This window comes from Streptomyces sp. a15 (assembly GCF_059026085.1).
This window is the reverse complement of record NZ_JBWLKM010000001.1, coordinates 518,084-533,270: the sequence shown is the minus strand read 5'-3', so window position 1 is coordinate 533,270 and position 15,187 is coordinate 518,084. Positions and strand designations below refer to the sequence as shown.

14 protein-coding genes and 2 pseudogenes are annotated in these 15,187 nt (G+C 69.3%); 7 read left to right on the top strand and 9 right to left on the bottom strand.

Annotated elements, in window-relative coordinates:
• Positions 1-284: 284 nt before the first annotated feature.
• The 3 genes from AC5P09_RS02490 to AC5P09_RS02480 are packed head-to-tail and all read right to left on the bottom strand — an operon-like array spanning position 285 to position 4,072.
• Positions 285-899 (bottom strand): peptidoglycan-binding domain-containing protein, encoded by a 615-nt coding sequence (locus AC5P09_RS02490; RefSeq protein ID WP_493872196.1) that lies wholly within the window; start codon positions 897-899, stop codon positions 285-287.
• A 15-nt stretch (positions 900-914) separates the two neighbouring features.
• Complete coding sequence (locus tag AC5P09_RS02485) at positions 915-1,592, bottom strand: hypothetical protein (protein ID WP_493872195.1); 678 nt, start codon at positions 1,590-1,592, stop codon at positions 915-917.
• Positions 1,589-4,072 (bottom strand): glycoside hydrolase domain-containing protein, encoded by a 2,484-nt coding sequence (locus AC5P09_RS02480; RefSeq protein ID WP_493872194.1) that lies wholly within the window; start codon positions 4,070-4,072, stop codon positions 1,589-1,591. Before AC5P09_RS02480 ends, AC5P09_RS02485 begins: the two co-directional genes overlap by 4 nt.
• 257 nt (positions 4,073-4,329) lie before the next feature.
• Here AC5P09_RS02480 and AC5P09_RS02475 point away from each other — a divergent pair.
• The 3 genes and pseudogenes from AC5P09_RS02475 to AC5P09_RS02465 form a co-directional block, all read left to right on the top strand.
• Positions 4,330-4,647, top strand: a pseudogene (locus AC5P09_RS02475) (helix-turn-helix domain-containing protein); the annotation flags it as partial.
• 138 nt (positions 4,648-4,785) lie between these two features.
• Positions 4,786-5,163, top strand: a pseudogene (locus tag AC5P09_RS02470) (DUF5753 domain-containing protein); the annotation flags it as partial.
• Positions 5,144-5,347, top strand: coding sequence for a DUF397 domain-containing protein (locus AC5P09_RS02465; protein WP_493872193.1), 204 nt, complete (start codon positions 5,144-5,146; stop codon positions 5,345-5,347). The pseudogene AC5P09_RS02470 and the gene AC5P09_RS02465, both read left to right, overlap by 20 nt.
• Here AC5P09_RS02465 and AC5P09_RS02460 read toward each other — a convergent pair.
• Positions 5,344-5,766 carry a hypothetical protein gene (locus AC5P09_RS02460; protein WP_493872192.1) on the bottom strand — a complete coding sequence of 141 codons (423 nt, stop codon included), beginning with the start codon at positions 5,764-5,766 and terminating at the stop codon, positions 5,344-5,346. The genes AC5P09_RS02465 and AC5P09_RS02460 overlap by 4 nt on opposite strands.
• A 259-nt stretch (positions 5,767-6,025) precedes the next feature.
• On the opposite strand from AC5P09_RS02460, the gene AC5P09_RS02455 reads away from it, so the two are divergent.
• Positions 6,026-7,045, top strand: coding sequence for an ArsR family transcriptional regulator (locus tag AC5P09_RS02455; protein WP_493872191.1), 1,020 nt, complete (start codon positions 6,026-6,028; stop codon positions 7,043-7,045).
• Positions 7,046-7,066: 21 nt separating this feature from the next.
• Here the strand turns inward: AC5P09_RS02455 and AC5P09_RS02450 are convergent, their stop codons facing one another.
• The 5 genes from AC5P09_RS02450 to AC5P09_RS02430 all read right to left on the bottom strand — a co-directional run bounded on the left by AC5P09_RS02450 (position 7,067) and on the right by AC5P09_RS02430 (position 12,552).
• The gene (locus AC5P09_RS02450) at positions 7,067-8,551 is read right to left on the bottom strand and encodes a protein kinase domain-containing protein (protein ID WP_493872190.1); all 1,485 of its coding nucleotides are present in this window, start codon (positions 8,549-8,551) and stop codon (positions 7,067-7,069) included.
• Positions 8,548-9,288, bottom strand: a complete 741-nt coding sequence (locus AC5P09_RS02445; RefSeq protein WP_493872189.1) for an FHA domain-containing protein — start codon at positions 9,286-9,288, stop codon at positions 8,548-8,550. The genes AC5P09_RS02450 and AC5P09_RS02445 overlap by 4 nt, the downstream gene beginning before the upstream one ends.
• Before the next feature lie 176 nt (positions 9,289-9,464).
• Positions 9,465-11,039, bottom strand: coding sequence for a serine/threonine protein kinase (locus AC5P09_RS02440; RefSeq protein WP_493872188.1), 1,575 nt, complete (start codon positions 11,037-11,039; stop codon positions 9,465-9,467).
• A complete protein-coding gene (locus AC5P09_RS02435; RefSeq protein ID WP_493872187.1) occupies positions 11,036-11,782 on the bottom strand; it encodes an FHA domain-containing protein in 747 nt (248 codons plus the stop codon). The genes AC5P09_RS02440 and AC5P09_RS02435 overlap by 4 nt, the downstream gene beginning before the upstream one ends.
• Before the next feature lie 140 nt (positions 11,783-11,922).
• A complete protein-coding gene (locus AC5P09_RS02430) occupies positions 11,923-12,552 on the bottom strand; it encodes an RDD family protein (protein ID WP_493872186.1) in 630 nt (209 codons plus the stop codon).
• A gap of 266 nt (positions 12,553-12,818) precedes the next feature.
• Between AC5P09_RS02430 and AC5P09_RS02425 the strand changes: the two genes are divergently transcribed.
• The 3 genes from AC5P09_RS02425 (at position 12,819) to AC5P09_RS02415 (ending at position 14,974) form a co-directional block, all read left to right on the top strand.
• Positions 12,819-13,673 carry a bifunctional methylenetetrahydrofolate dehydrogenase/methenyltetrahydrofolate cyclohydrolase gene (locus tag AC5P09_RS02425; RefSeq protein WP_493872185.1) on the top strand — a complete coding sequence of 285 codons (855 nt, stop codon included), beginning with the start codon at positions 12,819-12,821 and terminating at the stop codon, positions 13,671-13,673.
• 70 nt (positions 13,674-13,743) lie between these two features.
• On the top strand, positions 13,744-14,184 hold the full coding sequence (locus tag AC5P09_RS02420; RefSeq protein WP_493872311.1) for a DUF3017 domain-containing protein: 441 nt from the start codon (positions 13,744-13,746) through the stop codon (positions 14,182-14,184).
• A 289-nt stretch (positions 14,185-14,473) separates the two neighbouring features.
• A complete protein-coding gene (locus AC5P09_RS02415; RefSeq protein ID WP_493872184.1) occupies positions 14,474-14,974 on the top strand; it encodes a helix-turn-helix domain-containing protein in 501 nt (166 codons plus the stop codon).
• The last annotated feature ends 213 nt before the right edge of the window (positions 14,975-15,187 follow it).

Below are 15,187 nucleotides of genomic sequence, written 5' to 3'. Positions count from 1 at the left end.
GCGAGCACCTCATCGTTCACGGCGGTGCACTCGTACAACGGGGGAGACGGGGACAGGCCGCGGTGAGCACCGGAACCGTGCTCACCGCGGCCGTGCGTGGGGACTCTTTCCTGCCGCAGGTACCGCCAGGTCTTCGGGCCGACCGGTCCGTCCTCGACGAGTTCCGCGTCGCGATTGTCGTTGGCGTTCTACCCGATGTGACATGAGTACGTCGCGGCCTCGCCGGTACCGGTACCGGCGACGGCGCCGCTACAGGACGTGATTACGGTTCCGCCGAGTCACGATCACCAGGAACCGGTGACCCGGACGGTGTCCTGGTGGAACTGGATGCGGGTGCCCCCGCCGAACCAACGTCCGTGGGAACCTCGGTGCATGCCGGTGATGCGGTAGGCACCACCATCCGCCGGATCCGTGTACGAGTAGCTGTTGCCCCGCTCGAAGGAGACTGTGCCGTCACCGGTGGCGTCGTAGGTGGCTGTCTCACGCCATTCCAAGCCGTGCCACTCCATACGGTCGTCCGCCTCGCGCCAGGTGTCGTTGCCGACCCATCCGTCGGCGGTCAGGCCGTAGCGGGTCTGCCACTGCCTGGTGGCAGTGGCGGTGGCGGGACCGAACTGTCCGTCGATCCCGGACAGGCTGATGAGCCCCTCCGCGGCCAGAATGGACTGCCACATCAGCACGATGTCGGTGTTCGAGTCGGCGCATCCGTTGCACAGGGAGTGGCCGAGCTCCGAGAAATGGTCACCGAAGTCGTCCGTGAGGACCCCGTCCCCGTCCACGAACGTGGTGCCGTAGACCCCCGAGTTGGCCGGAACAGCGAGTGCCGGGGTGGCGGCCAGGACTGTCGACAAGCCTGCGGCAAGGAGGCCGAGGCCGAGCTTCCATCGTCTATTGGACATGACGTTTCCTTTCGCTCAGGGCGTGCTCTGGGCGTGCTTGAGTCGTCGTGCTTTCGCCCTCCGGGCGGGGGCCGCGGGATCTGCTACCGCGCCGGGTCCCTGGCCCGGCTTCAGTTCCCAGGTGCGAAACCTCTGCGTAAGACGGGCCAACTCCTTTGAGGATGGCGGCACGTCGATGTGGAAGTGGGACTGCTTCACCGGGTCCAGGTCACCGCCCCACCTCACGACGCCTTCGCAGTCGGCGAGTATGTCCCGCACGATGGCTTCCTGGTGGGGCCACAGACCATCCCCGCCGCCGAGGGGGAATGATCCCGTGTGCAGTGTGATCGCCGTTCCGGACAGATGGTTCGACTCGAAGCCGAGGTCCGACGTGCGGTCCGTGCTGTGGCCGATCACGGTGTCTGTTCCCTCGGTGAGGGGGAGAATTTCGTAGTGCCAGCGGCGTGCGATGTACAGCAGCACCGGGGCAGCGTCGGAATGCAGGGGGACGTTCTTTCCCGAGCCCGAGACGGTGAAGGTGGCGATGGCGTCGGAGGAGATGGCCCAGCCGTTGGCGGACTTGCTCCCCTTCGCGCCGGAGACCGCTCCTTGTACCGGTGCGGAGTACGCAGGGCTTGTGATACCCAGGCCGGCGAGAGCTGCGGCACCGGTGATTCCAGCCGCCCCACCGAGAAGTCGTCTGCGTGTGATCATGGTTGATTCGGCTCCGCTTTGAGGTCGGCTATGAGCTTGTCCGTGTACCCGCTGACGAAACTATCCAGTTCGCTTCCCGGGATCATCCCCGGAAGATTGCCGTCAAATATCAGATCTCTTCCGAGGATGAGATGTCCGATGTTCATGGCCAAGCTCGAGTCGATTCCCAGCAGGGCGTTCTTGACGCGAGTGGTCAGGGCAGCGCGCGTGCCACCGAAACGACCTGCGTACAAGGAGTTGAAGCGGCGCTGGCACAGGCGGAATTCGATGTCATTCAGGTTTGGCGTGAGGAAGTAGGTGCGCAGTGCCTGGGAAACTGTCAGGCTGCTCGAATCGTGCAGTCGGCTTGCGAGGTTGAAAGCGTCGGCGTCAGCCTTCCAGTCGTCGTCGCCGTAGGCGCTGGTGGTGTGAAGGTTGGCGAGGTAGCGCGAGCAGAACTCCTCGCCGCTCAAGTCGCTGTAGTCGTTGCGCCACTCGGCGTAGAAGGTGAGGAGGTCGCCGAGCCACCCGGTGCCGTCACCGATATCCGTGCGGTCGCCGGACTCGTAGTATTTGAGATGCCCTTGACAGGCCGCCAGTGTGTGTTCCATGTCCAACGGCAGGTGTGATACCGGGTCTCGAGGGCTGCGGAAAGGCGCCTCCAGCTTCAGACCTTTCCCTGCGGCGAAGTCGATGAAGTTCGTATCGATTCCCCCGAAGACATTCCACTGCTTGTCGTCGTACTTGTGCTGGCGGAAGAAGGTCAGGATGACGTTGCGGATGAGTTCCACATTGTCGGCGTTCGGGCCGTGGTACTCCCTGGCCGCATCCTCAAGAGCAGCGACGAAGCCCACCAGCTGGGATATTTCGTCGTAACGGCCATCCTGATCGAGTGCAGTGACCCCCGGGTCCGAGTCGATGCGCCAGACATTCCTGTCCAGCCCCATCGGGGCAATGATGCCGTCTGTGAAACCGTTGGGCGGGACCGCGTCGGGATCGTGCTGGAATATCTGGTTCATCGACCAGTTCACGGGCAGGGGGAAACCGAGATTTCCAGAGTATCCCCAGGACATGCCGGCGACGAACGACCAGCGGGCACCTGCCTCGAGCGAGACGCGCGAACACACGTTGCGTGTTCCGTAAACGCCGAACTGATAGCGACCTCCGAGCTCCCCCAGCGCGGTGCGGACTCCGTTGAAGTAGGGGATTACATTGCTGGTGATCTCGTGGTCCTGTGCGTCGTAGTCGACTGCGAAGTAGATACAGGAGCCGGGCGGTATGCCGTGCTCTCGCGCCTTGTTGTGGGCTGCTGTGCCCTGGGCGTAGCCACGTTCGTAGTCGAAGTTCCAGACCTGGGTCCCGTTGTACTGGAACAGCGGTACGAGTGCCAGCCCGGCGTCGACGATCCTCTTGGCCTCCCCGTCCTTCAGGGCTTTGCCGAGGTAGTACGGATCGCTCTCGTCCAGATGCTCGTCGAGGTACCGGCCTACTGCCTTGAATCCTTCGCTGCGCAGTGCCGTGGCACGATCCGGAGTGATCGCCTCGATCGTGTCGCTTGCTGTCGCGCTGCGGGAGCTGTCGCCCATGGAGACGAGGAGCTGTGCCCATGTCTGAAACGTCGCCACCCCGTGCACTGCGTTCTGGGTGAAATCCTGGAAAGCGCGCAGCCAGCCCTCGGTCTCCGTGGTTACCTTGTATCCGTTGCCGTCGGAGCGGATGCTGTCCCAGGGGAAGCGGATCTTGGAGTACCCGTCATAAGTCGGTGAGTTGAAATGGCATGCCGCGTGCAAAAGGTAGGCGAGATCTGACTGGTCGCCCGCTCGGAGGGCGTTTGCCGTGAGGCCGGCCTTCGTCTTCTCTCCGAAGTATCCGTTGATGTCCGCCGAGCTGATGCCGATCTCCCTTTGGATCGCCATCATCAGACCCTGCTGGGTAACCCGGTCGTAATTGCCGTCACAGGGCACGATCTCCATGGCCGGGATCCGGTACTGGTTCACATAGCGGGAGTTCAGGTACTGCTGGAAATGACGTGTGGTCGAGTTCCCGCCGGCGATCAGTCGGAACTGGTCCATCCGGAGCATGGACTTCGTGATCCGGGCCCACAGATCCGCGTCAGGGTTCGTGGTGAGGCTGTTCCTCTCGCCCCCCATGTCCTGGCCGAGCGCGAACAATGACGCTTCTGCCGTGCTGTCCCAGGTGTCGGGCGTGGCCGAGCCGTAGTAGCCCTTGCACCACAGGGCGAAGTTGTAGATCTGGACGATGTCCTTGTTCGTCTCCGCACCGGGTCTGAGGTTGCGCGCCTTGACCCTGGCGAACGTGCCCGGCCCGAAGTTCTGCGTGGTCGGTGAGATCCCCAGCTCGTGCTGGAGCCCCTGGGTGAGGCTGAGCACCGTGGCCCAGCCGGTACTGCCGTCTTCCGAGCATTTGATGTACCCGGTGGCCACGCCGGCGTAGGTCGCGTTCACCCACTTCTGGGCCGCGAGCACATTGGGATCGGCCATGGAATCGTCTCCTGGGGCTTTCGGATCCTGGGGCTTTCGGACATGTCCGGGGATTGTGCGCACTGCTGGGATCCAGGCGGTACCTGAAACCTTCCAGGGTCCAGGCGCTCCGGCGGTGGGGCACGGCGGGCGGTGCGGGGGTGGACCGTGCCGCCCGCTGTGTGCCGGAGAGAGCATCTGATGGGCGCGGAGCGGAGCGCCAGCGGGCTCCGGGGGGTGGGGTGATGATGGGACGGGGGCGGCTCTGAGCTGCGGGGATGTTGTCCCGGGTGGGGTTGGGGTGGGACGCGGGAGCGGTGATCGTCGGGGTCTGGCATCCTTGGGCGGCGCTTTTCGAACACGCATGGGGGGTGGACATGTCCCGGTGGAAGGACCTTCCGGAATCGCTTGATCCGCGGTTGCGGCAGCTGGTTGTGCAACTGCGTGAGCACAAGGACCGCAGCGGGTTGAGCATTGCGGCGCTCGCGTCCAGGACCGGGTTCGGGAAGTCCTCCTGGGACCGGTATCTGAACGGGCGGGTGCTTCCGCCGGAGGAGGCCGTCGAGGCGCTTGCGCGGGTGTGTGATGCGGAGGCCGCGCCGCTGCTGGAGCTGAGGGAGCTGGCGGTGGGGGCGGCGGGGTCGTCGGCGTCGGTGGACGGGGAGGGCGAGGGCATACGGGCGCCCGTCCCGCGTCAGCCCGTTCCCTGGGTGGCGATTCTGCTCTCCAGCGTTACCACGTCCTACTGGGTGATCCTGCCCGAGGTGTTGCTGCGCAACCCGATCATCTCGCCGGAGGAGATGGCCGTACAGCTGGAGAGCATCGCGGCGCTGGCGCGGCGGCGCCGGATCACCCCACAGATCCTTCCGTGGAACTGCGGACCACACCCGCTCATGCTGGGCACAGTCATGGTCATGTGCTTCCCGGCTGCCCCGCCCCTCGTCTACACGGAGTCGTCGTACAGCGGTGACACCATCGACGACCCGGCCCTCGTGAAGAGCTACCGCAAGGCATACGATCGGCTCAGGGCCGCCGCACTGCCGCCTGAGGCGTCCCTCGCCATGATCGAGGCAGCGGCAGAGGACTACCGAAATGGCAAGCAACCGGACTGACTTGAGCACTGCTGTGTGGCGCAAGAGCAGCTACAGCAACGGCGACGGCGGGAACTGCGTCGAGGTCGCTCACAACGTCCCCGGCACGGTCCCCGTCCGCGACTCCAAGACCCCCCAGGGCCCGGCGCTCGTGTTCCCCCACCACGCCTGGGCCCTGTTCCTCGACTCGCTCCGGACGTCTTAGTGTCCTGAGTCGGCGGCGGCCACGCAGGACACGGTCACGAGGTAGATGCCGACCCACCCGAGCAGGACGATGATGTCGTGCCGGCCGAACGACGGCATGGACGCGAGTTCCGCGTTCTCCGCGTTGGCCGGGTCCTGTGGGTCGTAGACGATCCTGATCTCCTCGCCGATCCGGGGGATACGCTCGCGTGTCTGGACGACGACGGTGTACTCCCCCTTGTGCTCGGGGGAGAGGCGGAAGCCGCATCGGACCCGTATCGGGCCGTCGCCCTCCGCGTTGAGGTGGTCGCGGCAGATCGCTGTCGTACGGCGGCCGTGTCTGCGAAGGCGCCGCTCGCGTTGCGACCGGTCGGCGAAGACCAGGGCGGTCAGGACGCCGAACACTCCGCAGAAGATGCCCCATTCCAGCAGCACTGTCATCCCCGCCGATCCAGCCGGCCCCGCGCTCCGGGGTGAAACCCCCGTACAGCCTCTTCCTCCGGGTCGGCGGACCCCGCCGTTCTCCGGGTGGTGCCTGCGGCCACAGCGGCGGAGGCGGAGAACGGCAGGACCCGAAACCCTTCAGGCGGCGTGGCGCATACGCGCCATGCCCGGTGCGCCAACTGTTGCCCACAGGCGCCGCGCCCGGCCATCCTGTTGCGGCTGAACGCAAAAGCTGAGTTCAACGGGGGAGAACGAGATGCTCCGCGTCCACTTCAGCGAAACCGACCTTGCCCGCACCCGGTTGTGTCCCGCGCCGGATCCGCTCTGGGACATCGCCGTCAGCCTGCACCGCCTGCAGACCCGGCAGGGCCGCTCGGCGTACGCGGAGTGGTACCGCACCACCCGCGGGCGGTTGCGGGAGCGGGGACTGGAGCGTGCGGTGCGGAGTGTGTTGCTGCCGCTCTTTCCGAGGGCCGCCTACTTTCCGGACTTCCTGACGCCCTTCCAGGCTGCCGGCGGGCTCGACGCCGGGCTGGATGCCATCCTGGCGACACCGTCCCGCCGGGTCCGCGAGGAAGTCGCCATCCTCGACCGGGTCGTCGGAGCGCCCCCGTGGGCCTCGCGGCTGGCCGAGTTGCCGGCCCGCAGGGAGTTGGTGCGGGTGCTGCGCGCCTATCACGACGCCGCCATCGCCCCGTACGGGGAACGGATCCACGCCCGCGTCGAAGCCGAGCGCGCGGCCCGCTGCCGCGGGCTCATGGACGGCGGTGTCGAGGGCATGCTCGCGGGGCTCGGCCCCTCGATGCGCTGGGAACGGCCCGTTCTGCACGTCGACTACCACCCCTCCGTGGACCGGGACTTACGGCTGGACGGCCGCGGCATGCTCCTCGTGCCGTCGTACTTCCTCCTGGAGCGTCCGATCACCTTCGCCGACCCCACCCTGCCGCCGGTGCTGGTCTATCCGCTGGTCCACGAACCGGCCGGGGCCGACGAGGGCGGTTCGCCCGCCGCGTCTCTGACCGCCCTGCTCGGGCGTGCCCGGGCCGCCGCCCTGAGCGCCGTCGTCGTCGGCGCCACGACCGGTGAGATCGCCCGTGCGGCAGGGGTGAGCGCGTCCTCGGCCAGCCGGCACGCCACCGCACTGCGCGACGCCGGACTCATCACCACCCAGCGGCGCGGCCCGACCGTGCTGCACACCCTGACCCCCGCGGGGGCGTCCCTGCTCCGGGCCGCCGCCGCGCGGAGGTCCGGCGGCGACGGCCGGACCTCCGCGTGAAGCAACGGGGTTCGGGAGGGCTCACCAGAACAACGACAGCAGTGTCCCCAGCAGCGGCTCGGACTCACACGTGTCGACCAGTTCGTGCGACCGCGGCGCGTAGGTGCCCGCCAGGTTGCCCATGCCGTTCACCTTGGTGCAGCCGGTCCGCTGGGCTTCCCGGCGGCGGTCGTAGCCGGCCGGGCTGAAGTCGGTGCCGCGGTAGTACGCCACGTCGTGACGCTCCCGCTGCTCCGAGATGTTGTTGACGATCGACCGGACCGGCCGCTCGGCGGCCCACCCGCAGGTCTTCCCGCCCGACTGCCAGTCCGGGTCGTCGCCCCGCCAACTGCACATCTCGCCGTTGCCGTTGTGCTCGCTGAAGAAGCAGAGGCTGTCCTCGGGGCAGCGGTGGTAGCCGTAGACCATCTCGCCGTCCGGTCCGGTGGGGAAGCGGGCCTCCCTCGCCAGGGTCGCGTACATGGGCGCGTCGGCCCCGTGGACGTACACGTATCCCGCGGTCGCCGTTCCCGCCGAAGCCAGCAGCACGGTCGCGAGCGCCGCCGCCAGCACCCGATGCCGGCGCCACGCGCGAGGCCGCAACCGCGGCAGGCGTGCCGAACGTGCCACGTCCGCGGCTCGCTGCACGCGATGCAGGAGTGTGGCCGTGCTGTGCGCGGCGCGCTCCTCGTGGGTACGCGCCAGACAGTCGGCGATGATCTCCCGCCAGACGGGCGGGAGTTCGGGGGACAGCCGGAGCTCCTCCGTGCCGCGTGCGTACCGCGTCGCGGCGTCGCAGCGGGCCTCCGTCGTGGCGCCCGGCAGCGGGAACGTTCCTGTCAGGACGACGTGGGCGAGGACGCCGAAGGCCCAGATGTCGGTGGAGGGACGGACCCGGGTGCCCCGCTCGTCCATTTCGGGCCAGAGGAGTTCCGGTGGTGCGTAGTCCGGGGTGGCGAAAGCAGGTGCGTACGCATGCGTGCCCTCCAGCTCCGCCGCCAGGTTGAAGTCGGCGAGCCGTACCGAACCGTCCGCCATCAGTAGGACGTTGGCCGGCTTCAGGTCCCCGTGCACCCAGCCCGCGTGGTGCAGTTGGTGCAGGCCCTCGCAGATCTGGGCGAGCAGGGCGGGCCCCGCCTCCGGCTTCGGGGTGTGGTCCAGTACGGCGTCCAGGGAGCCCTCGGCCTGCTCCAGTACGAGAACCGTGGCGCCGTCGAGTTCCGGGTGCTCGGCGTCGTCGACCGTCAGGGTGTCGTACATGCGGATCAGGTGGGGTGCGCGCAGCCGACGTAGCAACTCCACCTCGCGGTCGGCCAGTTCCCGCAGGTGGTGCAGCTGGCGCGGGGTCCGGGTGCCGGTGGGCAGGAACTTCAGGGCGGCCCGGCGGGGGAGGTCCGGCAGTGCGTCGCCGACGCGTCTGGCCGCGTAGACGGTGGCGAAGGCCCCGGACGCGAGAGGTTCGCGTATCTCCCAGGGGCCGATCCGGTACCCCTTCGGCACGGTGACGGCGTACGACTGCCCGGTCACCGGCCCACCCCGCTCGGAGCGGGGGCCAGCACCACCAGGTCGTCCTCGCGCACCAGGTCGAAGCGGAGGGCGAGGGAGACGAGGGACTCCTTCTTGCCGTTGACGCGCCGGCCGGGCTCGGCCGTGTCGGGGCCGGGCCGCAGGCGCAGCTTGAGGGCCAGGTAGTCGATGTTCCAGTAGACGGCGGAGCGGCTGACCGCCGGCCACACCGGGCGTAGGCGTTCCACCAGCTGGTCGACCGCCGGCAGCGGAACGTGCAGGTCGCCGCGCAGGCGGGGTTCGCACAGCGCGGTCAGGACCGCGAAGTACCGCTTGGTGCGGTCGAGAGTGAACGCCGGTGCGGTGACGGCCCCGGAGAGCGCGTGGCGGTCGACGCTGCGGAAGGTGTGGCGCGGTGCCCAGACGTCGAAGGTGAGCAGGTCGCCCGCGGCGGGCAGGACCACGCGCGCGAACTCGAACGGCACGGGCGCGTCCAGGCGGCCCGGCCCGACCTTGATGTGCTCGCCCGCGCCCTCCGGGTTCTCCACCACGTAGGTCTGGTCCGCGCTGAGGTTGCTCAGCAGCCAGAAGGTGCGGTGTGCGGTGATCTCGCCGGCGACCCGCGGCACTCCCTCGTGCCCGATGGTGAGGCCGCCGCCCTTCGCGGCCCTGCCGAAGGTGAGCTGCTCACCCGTGGCGATCCTGATCTGACCGTCCGGTCTCGTGCCGGCCGGCGGCACGACGATGACGCTGTACATGGATTCGTCCCCTCGCCCGATCCATGAGGGCCACCCTCCCCCAGTCCAACTAAGGGGAGACTAAGGGACGTTCCTGAGAGAGCACGAAGCATTGACCCTGATACGGCGCGTCTGGTGAAGGTTTTGGGGAGTGTGCGGGCGACCGTGCCGGCCGCGGTACCTCAGAACTCCCAGGGTCACGTCTTCCCCGGCGGCGTGTACTCCTTGAGGTAGTGGGCGACGCGGGTGGCGTAGGCACGGTACTTCGGGGGAACGCCACCCGCGGCGTTCACGACCTTGGTCGAGGTCCGGTAGGCGGCCGCCAGCAGCACCCGGCGGTCGCCGGACAACCCGGTCTGTTCCAGGCGCGGTTCCATGAAGCAGAGGTAGCGGCCCACGGCCGGGATGGACTCGGCGGGGGTGAGGGGAGGCCGTGGCGTCTCGGTCGCGGGGACGCCGTCCGCGCGGATGTACCAGCGCAGCAGGCTCGGGGTCCAGCGGGCGATGCCGTACTCGCCCTCCTCGCCCGCGGTGGGGTCGGACAGGTCGGCGTCGAAGTTGCTCTCCGCCTTCAGCAGCGCGGCGATCAGCGCGGGCGTGACCTCCGGCTGGACGCAGTCGTGGGCCGAGTCGACGATCAGCCGGCGGTAGGCCACCGGGACGCCCTTGTCGGTACGGAGTTCGGAGGCGCCGTAGGTGGCGGGCGTGACCTTCTCGGTCCCGGCGCCGGCCGTGCCCTTGCCGTCCGCGCCGGAGCCGGCCCAGCTGCTGATGCCGTAGCCGAGGACCGCGACCGCCGCGGTGGCGGCCGTGGCGGCCAGGACCGTCGTACGGCGGGAGCGGCGGCGGGGGAGCAGGGCCCGGGGCAGCCGGGGCGAGCGGCCGGTGCCCGCGGCCGCCTCGACCCGCCTCAGCAGGTCGTCGGTGGCGATGCGGTCCTCGTGCGTGCGGGTCAGGCACTGCCGGACGATCTCCCGCCAGCCGTCCGGCAGTTCGGGCGACAGCCGCAGCTCGTCGGTGCCGCGCGCGTAGGCGGCGGCCGCGTCACGGCGGGCCGTCGGGGTTCCGCCGGGCAGCGGGAAGGAGTCGGTGAGCAGCAGGTGTGCGAGCACACCGAACGCCCAGACGTCGGCCGACGGGCGGATCCTGCGGCCCCGTTCGCCGATCTCCGACCACAGGAGCTCCGGCGGGGTGTAGTCCGGGGTGGAGAAGGCGGGCGTGTAGGCGTGGGTGCCCTCCAGCTCCGCGGCCATGTTGAAGTCGGCGAGCCGGGCCGAACCGTCCTTCATCAACAGGACGTTGGCGGGTTTGAGATCACCGTGCACCCAGCCCGCCCGGTGCAGTTGGTGCAGCCCCTCGCAGATCTGCGCGAGCAGGGCGGGACCCGCGGGCGGGCGGGGGGAGGAGGCGAGCAGGGCGGACAGGGAGCCTTCCGCCTTCTCCAGTACGAGGACGGTGGCGCCGTCGAGACGGGGCCGGTCGGGGTCGTCGACGACGAGGGTGTCGTACATCCGGATCAGCCGCGGACGCCTGAGTCTGCGGTGCAACTCCACTTCCCGGTCGATCAGTTCCCGCAGGTGCGCGAGCTGGCGGGGGGTGCCGGTGCCGGTGGGCAGGAACTTCAGGGCCGCCGTCCTCGGCAGTTCCTCGCCGCCGTCCGTGCGACGCGCCTCGTACACGCTCCCGAACGCCCCCGTCGCGATCGGCTCGCGCACCTCCCAGACGCCGAGCCGGTACCCGCGGGGGACCTGCACGGCGTAGGGCTCGGTCACCGTGCCTCCCGGGCGGCCGGGGCCGCGAGGACGACCAGGTCTTCCTCCCGGACCAGGTCGAAGCGGAGCGCCAGCGAGACCAGCGACTCCTTCTTGCCGTTGAGGCGCGGACCCGTGTCCGCCGTCTCCGGGCCGGGCTTGAGGCGCAGCTTCACGGCCAGGTAGTCGATGTTCCACTGGACGGAGGTGCGGGACGCGGCCGGCCAGTTGGGGCGCAGCCGGTCCGCGACCTGGTCGACCGTGGGCAGCGCGGCGTGCGGTTCGCCGCGCAGCCGCGGTTCGCACAGGGCGGCCAGCACCGAGAAGTAGCGCTTGGTGCGGTCGACGGAGAAGGCGGGCGCGGTGGTGTCGCCGTCGAGTCCGGCCTCGGCGCGCAGATGGTCGTGGCGCGGCGCCCAGACGTCGAAGGCGAGCAGGTCGCCCGCGGCCGGCAGCACGATCCGCGAGAACTCGAACGGCACCGGCGCGTCCAGCCGGCCCGGCCCGACCTTGATGTGCTCGCCCGCGCCCTCCGGGTTCTCCACGACGTACGTCTGGTGGGCGCTGAGGTTGCTCAGCAGCCAGAAGGTGCTCTGCGCGGTGATCGCACCCGCCCTGCGGGACACCCCGTCGTGCGGAACGATCAGGTCGTTGTCGCCCGCGGCGCGGCCGAAGGCCAGCCGTTCGCCGGGCGCCAGCCGCAGCTGCGTGCGGTCCGGCTCGTCCTCCGTGGTCGGCGGAGGTACCACGATGATGCTGTACACGGTGCGTCTCCCCGTCCCCGCGTGTCTACGAGTCAGGGTGGGCGACGCCCAGGGGCCGTGTCACGACGTGACACGGCCCCTGGGAAAGGTTGGCGAGAAGGCGCCGTAGCGATCCGCCGTCAGTTGTGGTGAATCCGTGCTCAATTCGAGCGGATCACGATGGACGAGCAGACCTTGTCGGCGAACGTCTGACGCTTGGCGTCCCAGGCCGGCCACAGCCAGCCGAGGTAGCACGCCAGGCTGTCCAGGAAGTGCGCGAGCCGGCGCACGAAGGCCATGCCGACGCCGAGAGGCTGTCCGTCGCTCTCCCGCACCAGGCGGATGCCCAGCGCCTTCTTGCCGATCGTCTGGCCGGTGCGGCCCTCCTGGATCAGCATCCAGATCGCGATGCCGAAGAGGCCGAGGACGCCGATGATCGACAGGATGCCGGTCTGCGCGCTGATGTCGATGGCGACGAGGATGTACGGGACCATGAGGACGAGGCCATCCACCAGGGTGCCGAGGAACCGCTGTCCCCAGTTCGCGTACGACGGCGGCATGCCGTAACCCGGCTGCTGCGGGTAGCCGTAACCGGCCGGGGCCTGCGGCGCCTGCGGGTAGCCGTAGCCCTGCTGCGGCGGGACGCCCTGCGGGGCCTGCTGCGGGTAGCCGTAGGGCTGCTGCTGGCCGCCCTGCTGGGGATAGCCGTAACCCGGCTGCTGCGGCGGCTGCTGGGGGTTCTGGGGGTTCTGCGGCTGACCATAGGGGTTGTTGGGCGAGCCGAAACTCATGGCGGGATTCCTCCGTTGCGCAAACTGGGGACACTGCGGACTGTGCGGAGGAACGTCATGATCTGAGCGGTTCTCCCCCCGAACATCAACCGCGAGACTGCGCCCCACATGGTTCTAGGAGAGGCGAGTCGTTGTCCAGCCGCATTCGGTATGTGTTGTGCAAGTGCAACACAGCTGATCATGGGCGGGTTGCGGCGGACGGGCGCCGTGCTGTCCGGTGGCCCCCGGATTGGAACCGGGACCGGGTCATCCGCGAGGATGGGGGTATGACCGCCCAGATTCTCGATGGCAAGGCCACCGCAGCCGCGATCAAGTCCGATCTGACCGCCCGCGTGGCGGCGCTGAAGGAGAAGGGCGTCACGCCCGGCCTCGGCACGATCCTCGTCGGGGAGGACCCCGGCAGCCAGAAGTACGTCGCCGGCAAGCACCGCGACTGCGCCCAGGTGGGCTTCGCCTCCATCCAGCGCCAACTGCCGGCCACGGCGACGCAGGAGGAGATCGAGGCGGTCGTCCGCGAACTGAACGAGGACCCGGCCTGCACCGGCTACATCGTCCAGCTGCCGCTCCCCAAGGGCATCGACGAGAACCGGATCCTGGAGCTCATGGACCCGGACAAGGACGCCGACGGCCTGCACCCGATGAACCTCGGCCGCCTCGTCCTGAACGAGCCGGCCCCGCTGCCCTGCACCCCGAACGGCGTGCTGACCCTGCTGCGCCGCTACGGCGTCGAGATCAAGGGCGCCGAGGTCGTCGTCGTCGGCCGGGGCGTGACCATCGGCCGGCCGATGCCGCTGCTGCTGACCCGGCGCAGCGAGAACGCGACGGTGACCCAGTGCCACACGGGGACGCGTGATCTCGCCTCGCACTTGAAGCGCGCCGACATCATCGTCGCCGCCGCCGGTTCCGCCCACCTGATCCGCGCCGAGGACGTGAAGCCGGGCGCCGCCGTCCTCGACGTCGGTGTCTCCCGCAGCGCCGAGGGCAAGATCGTGGGCGACGTCCACCCGGACGTCGCCGAGGTGGCCGGCTTCATCTCCCCGAACCCGGGCGGCGTCGGCCCCATGACCCGGGCCCAGCTGCTCGTCAACGTGGTCGAGGCGGCGGAGCGCAGTGTCGGCTGACGGCAGGTCCGGCAAGGCAGGCACGTCCGGGAAGGCAGAGGACGCCGGGACCGTCGACGGCACCGACGAGATCGAGGTGCGGGACCCCGTCAGCGCTCCCGACGCCGAGGGGAAGCCGCGCCGGGCGACCCGTCGCTTCCCGCTGTTCACGCGGGACACCGCGCGCCCCGAGGGCGGCGGCCGGGCCGCACCGAGCGACGCCCCGGCACCCGCCCGGCAGTGGCCGGTCCTCGCCGTCCTGGCGATGGCCGGGCTCGGACTGTTGCTGACCGCCTTGGACCTGTTCCGCGTCGGCATTCTCCTGCTCGGCGTCGCCCTGCTCGGCGGCGGTGTGCTGCGCTGGCTGCTGCCGGACGTCGGCATGCTCGCGGTGCGCTCCCGCTTCACCGACATCGTCACGTACGGCGGGCTCGGACTCGTGATCGTCCTGCTGGCGATGATGGTGCAGCCGAATCCCTGGCTGGTGATCCCGTTCCTGAAGGACACGCTGCACTTCACGGTCAGCAGCTGACCGGGTTCAGCAGTTGACCCGGTTCAGCAGTTGACCGGTTTCGTACGGCTGCGGCCCGTCCCCTCCCCCGAGCAAGGACGGGCCGCCGCCGGGCACCAGACTCCTGCACGGTGAACCGCCTGTTCAATGGCTGTCAGTGCGCTGTGGCACGGAGGTGACCGTTCCGGCACGGTGTCCGCGCTGTGCCACAGTCGCGCCCGTCGCGGGAACCGATCAGCCCTCTGACGTCGTCACTCGCTCAGAAGCGAGGTCCCAAGAGGGCCCCAGGGGTCCCAAGGGGAGGTGGCCGATGGGCGGCTGGCAGCCGTTGCCGGACGATCTGCCGCCGGAGGTGCGGCACTTCGTGGAACAGCTGCGGCTCCTGAAGGACCGCACGGGACTCAGTCTGGTCGCCCTCGGCGCCCGGACCGCCTACAGCAAGTCCTCCTGGCACCGCTATCTCAACGCCACCCAGCCCCCGCCCCGGCAGGCCGTCGCCGCGCTGTGCCGGATCGCGGGCCTCGGCGGCACGGACGCCGAGCGCTTCGGCGTGCGCTGGGAACTGGCGGTCCAGGCGTGGCCCCGCCCCGCGACGGTGCCGGCCCCGTCCGCCGGGAGCGACGCGGGCGGCAGGGGGAGCGACGAGCACGGCGGGGGCGGCGAGTACGAGGACGATCCCACCCTGCCGTGGTGGGACGCGCCCCCCGAGCAGAGCGGTCGCGGGCGGAGCGGACGGCTGCTGCTGTCGGCCGTGCTGCTGCTCCTTGTGACGCTGCTGATCGGCGTCGTCGGGACCGTTGCGTTTGGGTGAGCCGAACACTTGCGTGACAGGCGGTATTTCCGGTGTGTGACACTCGTGTCGATGTATTGAGACGTTCGCGGATTTGACCCGAAGTCGTTCGACATGGGCGCTAGCGTGTCTCCTTCTGCCGTCGGCGTACTGGACCTCTGACCGGTGGGCGTGCAACGGTGCATGCCCGCGGCCACGATGCATCCGTGCGCCCCCACCCCGGGAACTGAGATC

Coding starts and splice junctions, on each gene's coding strand:
- AC5P09_RS02490 (WP_493872196.1), bottom strand. CDS start 899: ATGTCCAATAGACGATGGAAGCTCGGCCTCGGCCTCCTTGCCGCAGGC.
- AC5P09_RS02485 (WP_493872195.1), bottom strand. CDS start 1,592: ATGATCACACGCAGACGACTTCTCGGTGGGGCGGCTGGAATCACCGGT.
- AC5P09_RS02480 (WP_493872194.1), bottom strand. CDS start 4,072: ATGGCCGATCCCAATGTGCTCGCGGCCCAGAAGTGGGTGAACGCGACC.
- AC5P09_RS02465 (WP_493872193.1), top strand. CDS start 5,144: ATGGCAAGCAACCGGACTGACTTGAGCACTGCTGTGTGGCGCAAGAGC.
- AC5P09_RS02460 (WP_493872192.1), bottom strand. CDS start 5,766: ATGACAGTGCTGCTGGAATGGGGCATCTTCTGCGGAGTGTTCGGCGTC.
- AC5P09_RS02455 (WP_493872191.1), top strand. CDS start 6,026: ATGCTCCGCGTCCACTTCAGCGAAACCGACCTTGCCCGCACCCGGTTG.
- AC5P09_RS02445 (WP_493872189.1), bottom strand. CDS start 9,288: ATGTACAGCGTCATCGTCGTGCCGCCGGCCGGCACGAGACCGGACGGT.
- AC5P09_RS02430 (WP_493872186.1), bottom strand. CDS start 12,552: ATGAGTTTCGGCTCGCCCAACAACCCCTATGGTCAGCCGCAGAACCCC.
- AC5P09_RS02425 (WP_493872185.1), top strand. CDS start 12,819: ATGACCGCCCAGATTCTCGATGGCAAGGCCACCGCAGCCGCGATCAAG.
- AC5P09_RS02415 (WP_493872184.1), top strand. CDS start 14,474: ATGGGCGGCTGGCAGCCGTTGCCGGACGATCTGCCGCCGGAGGTGCGG.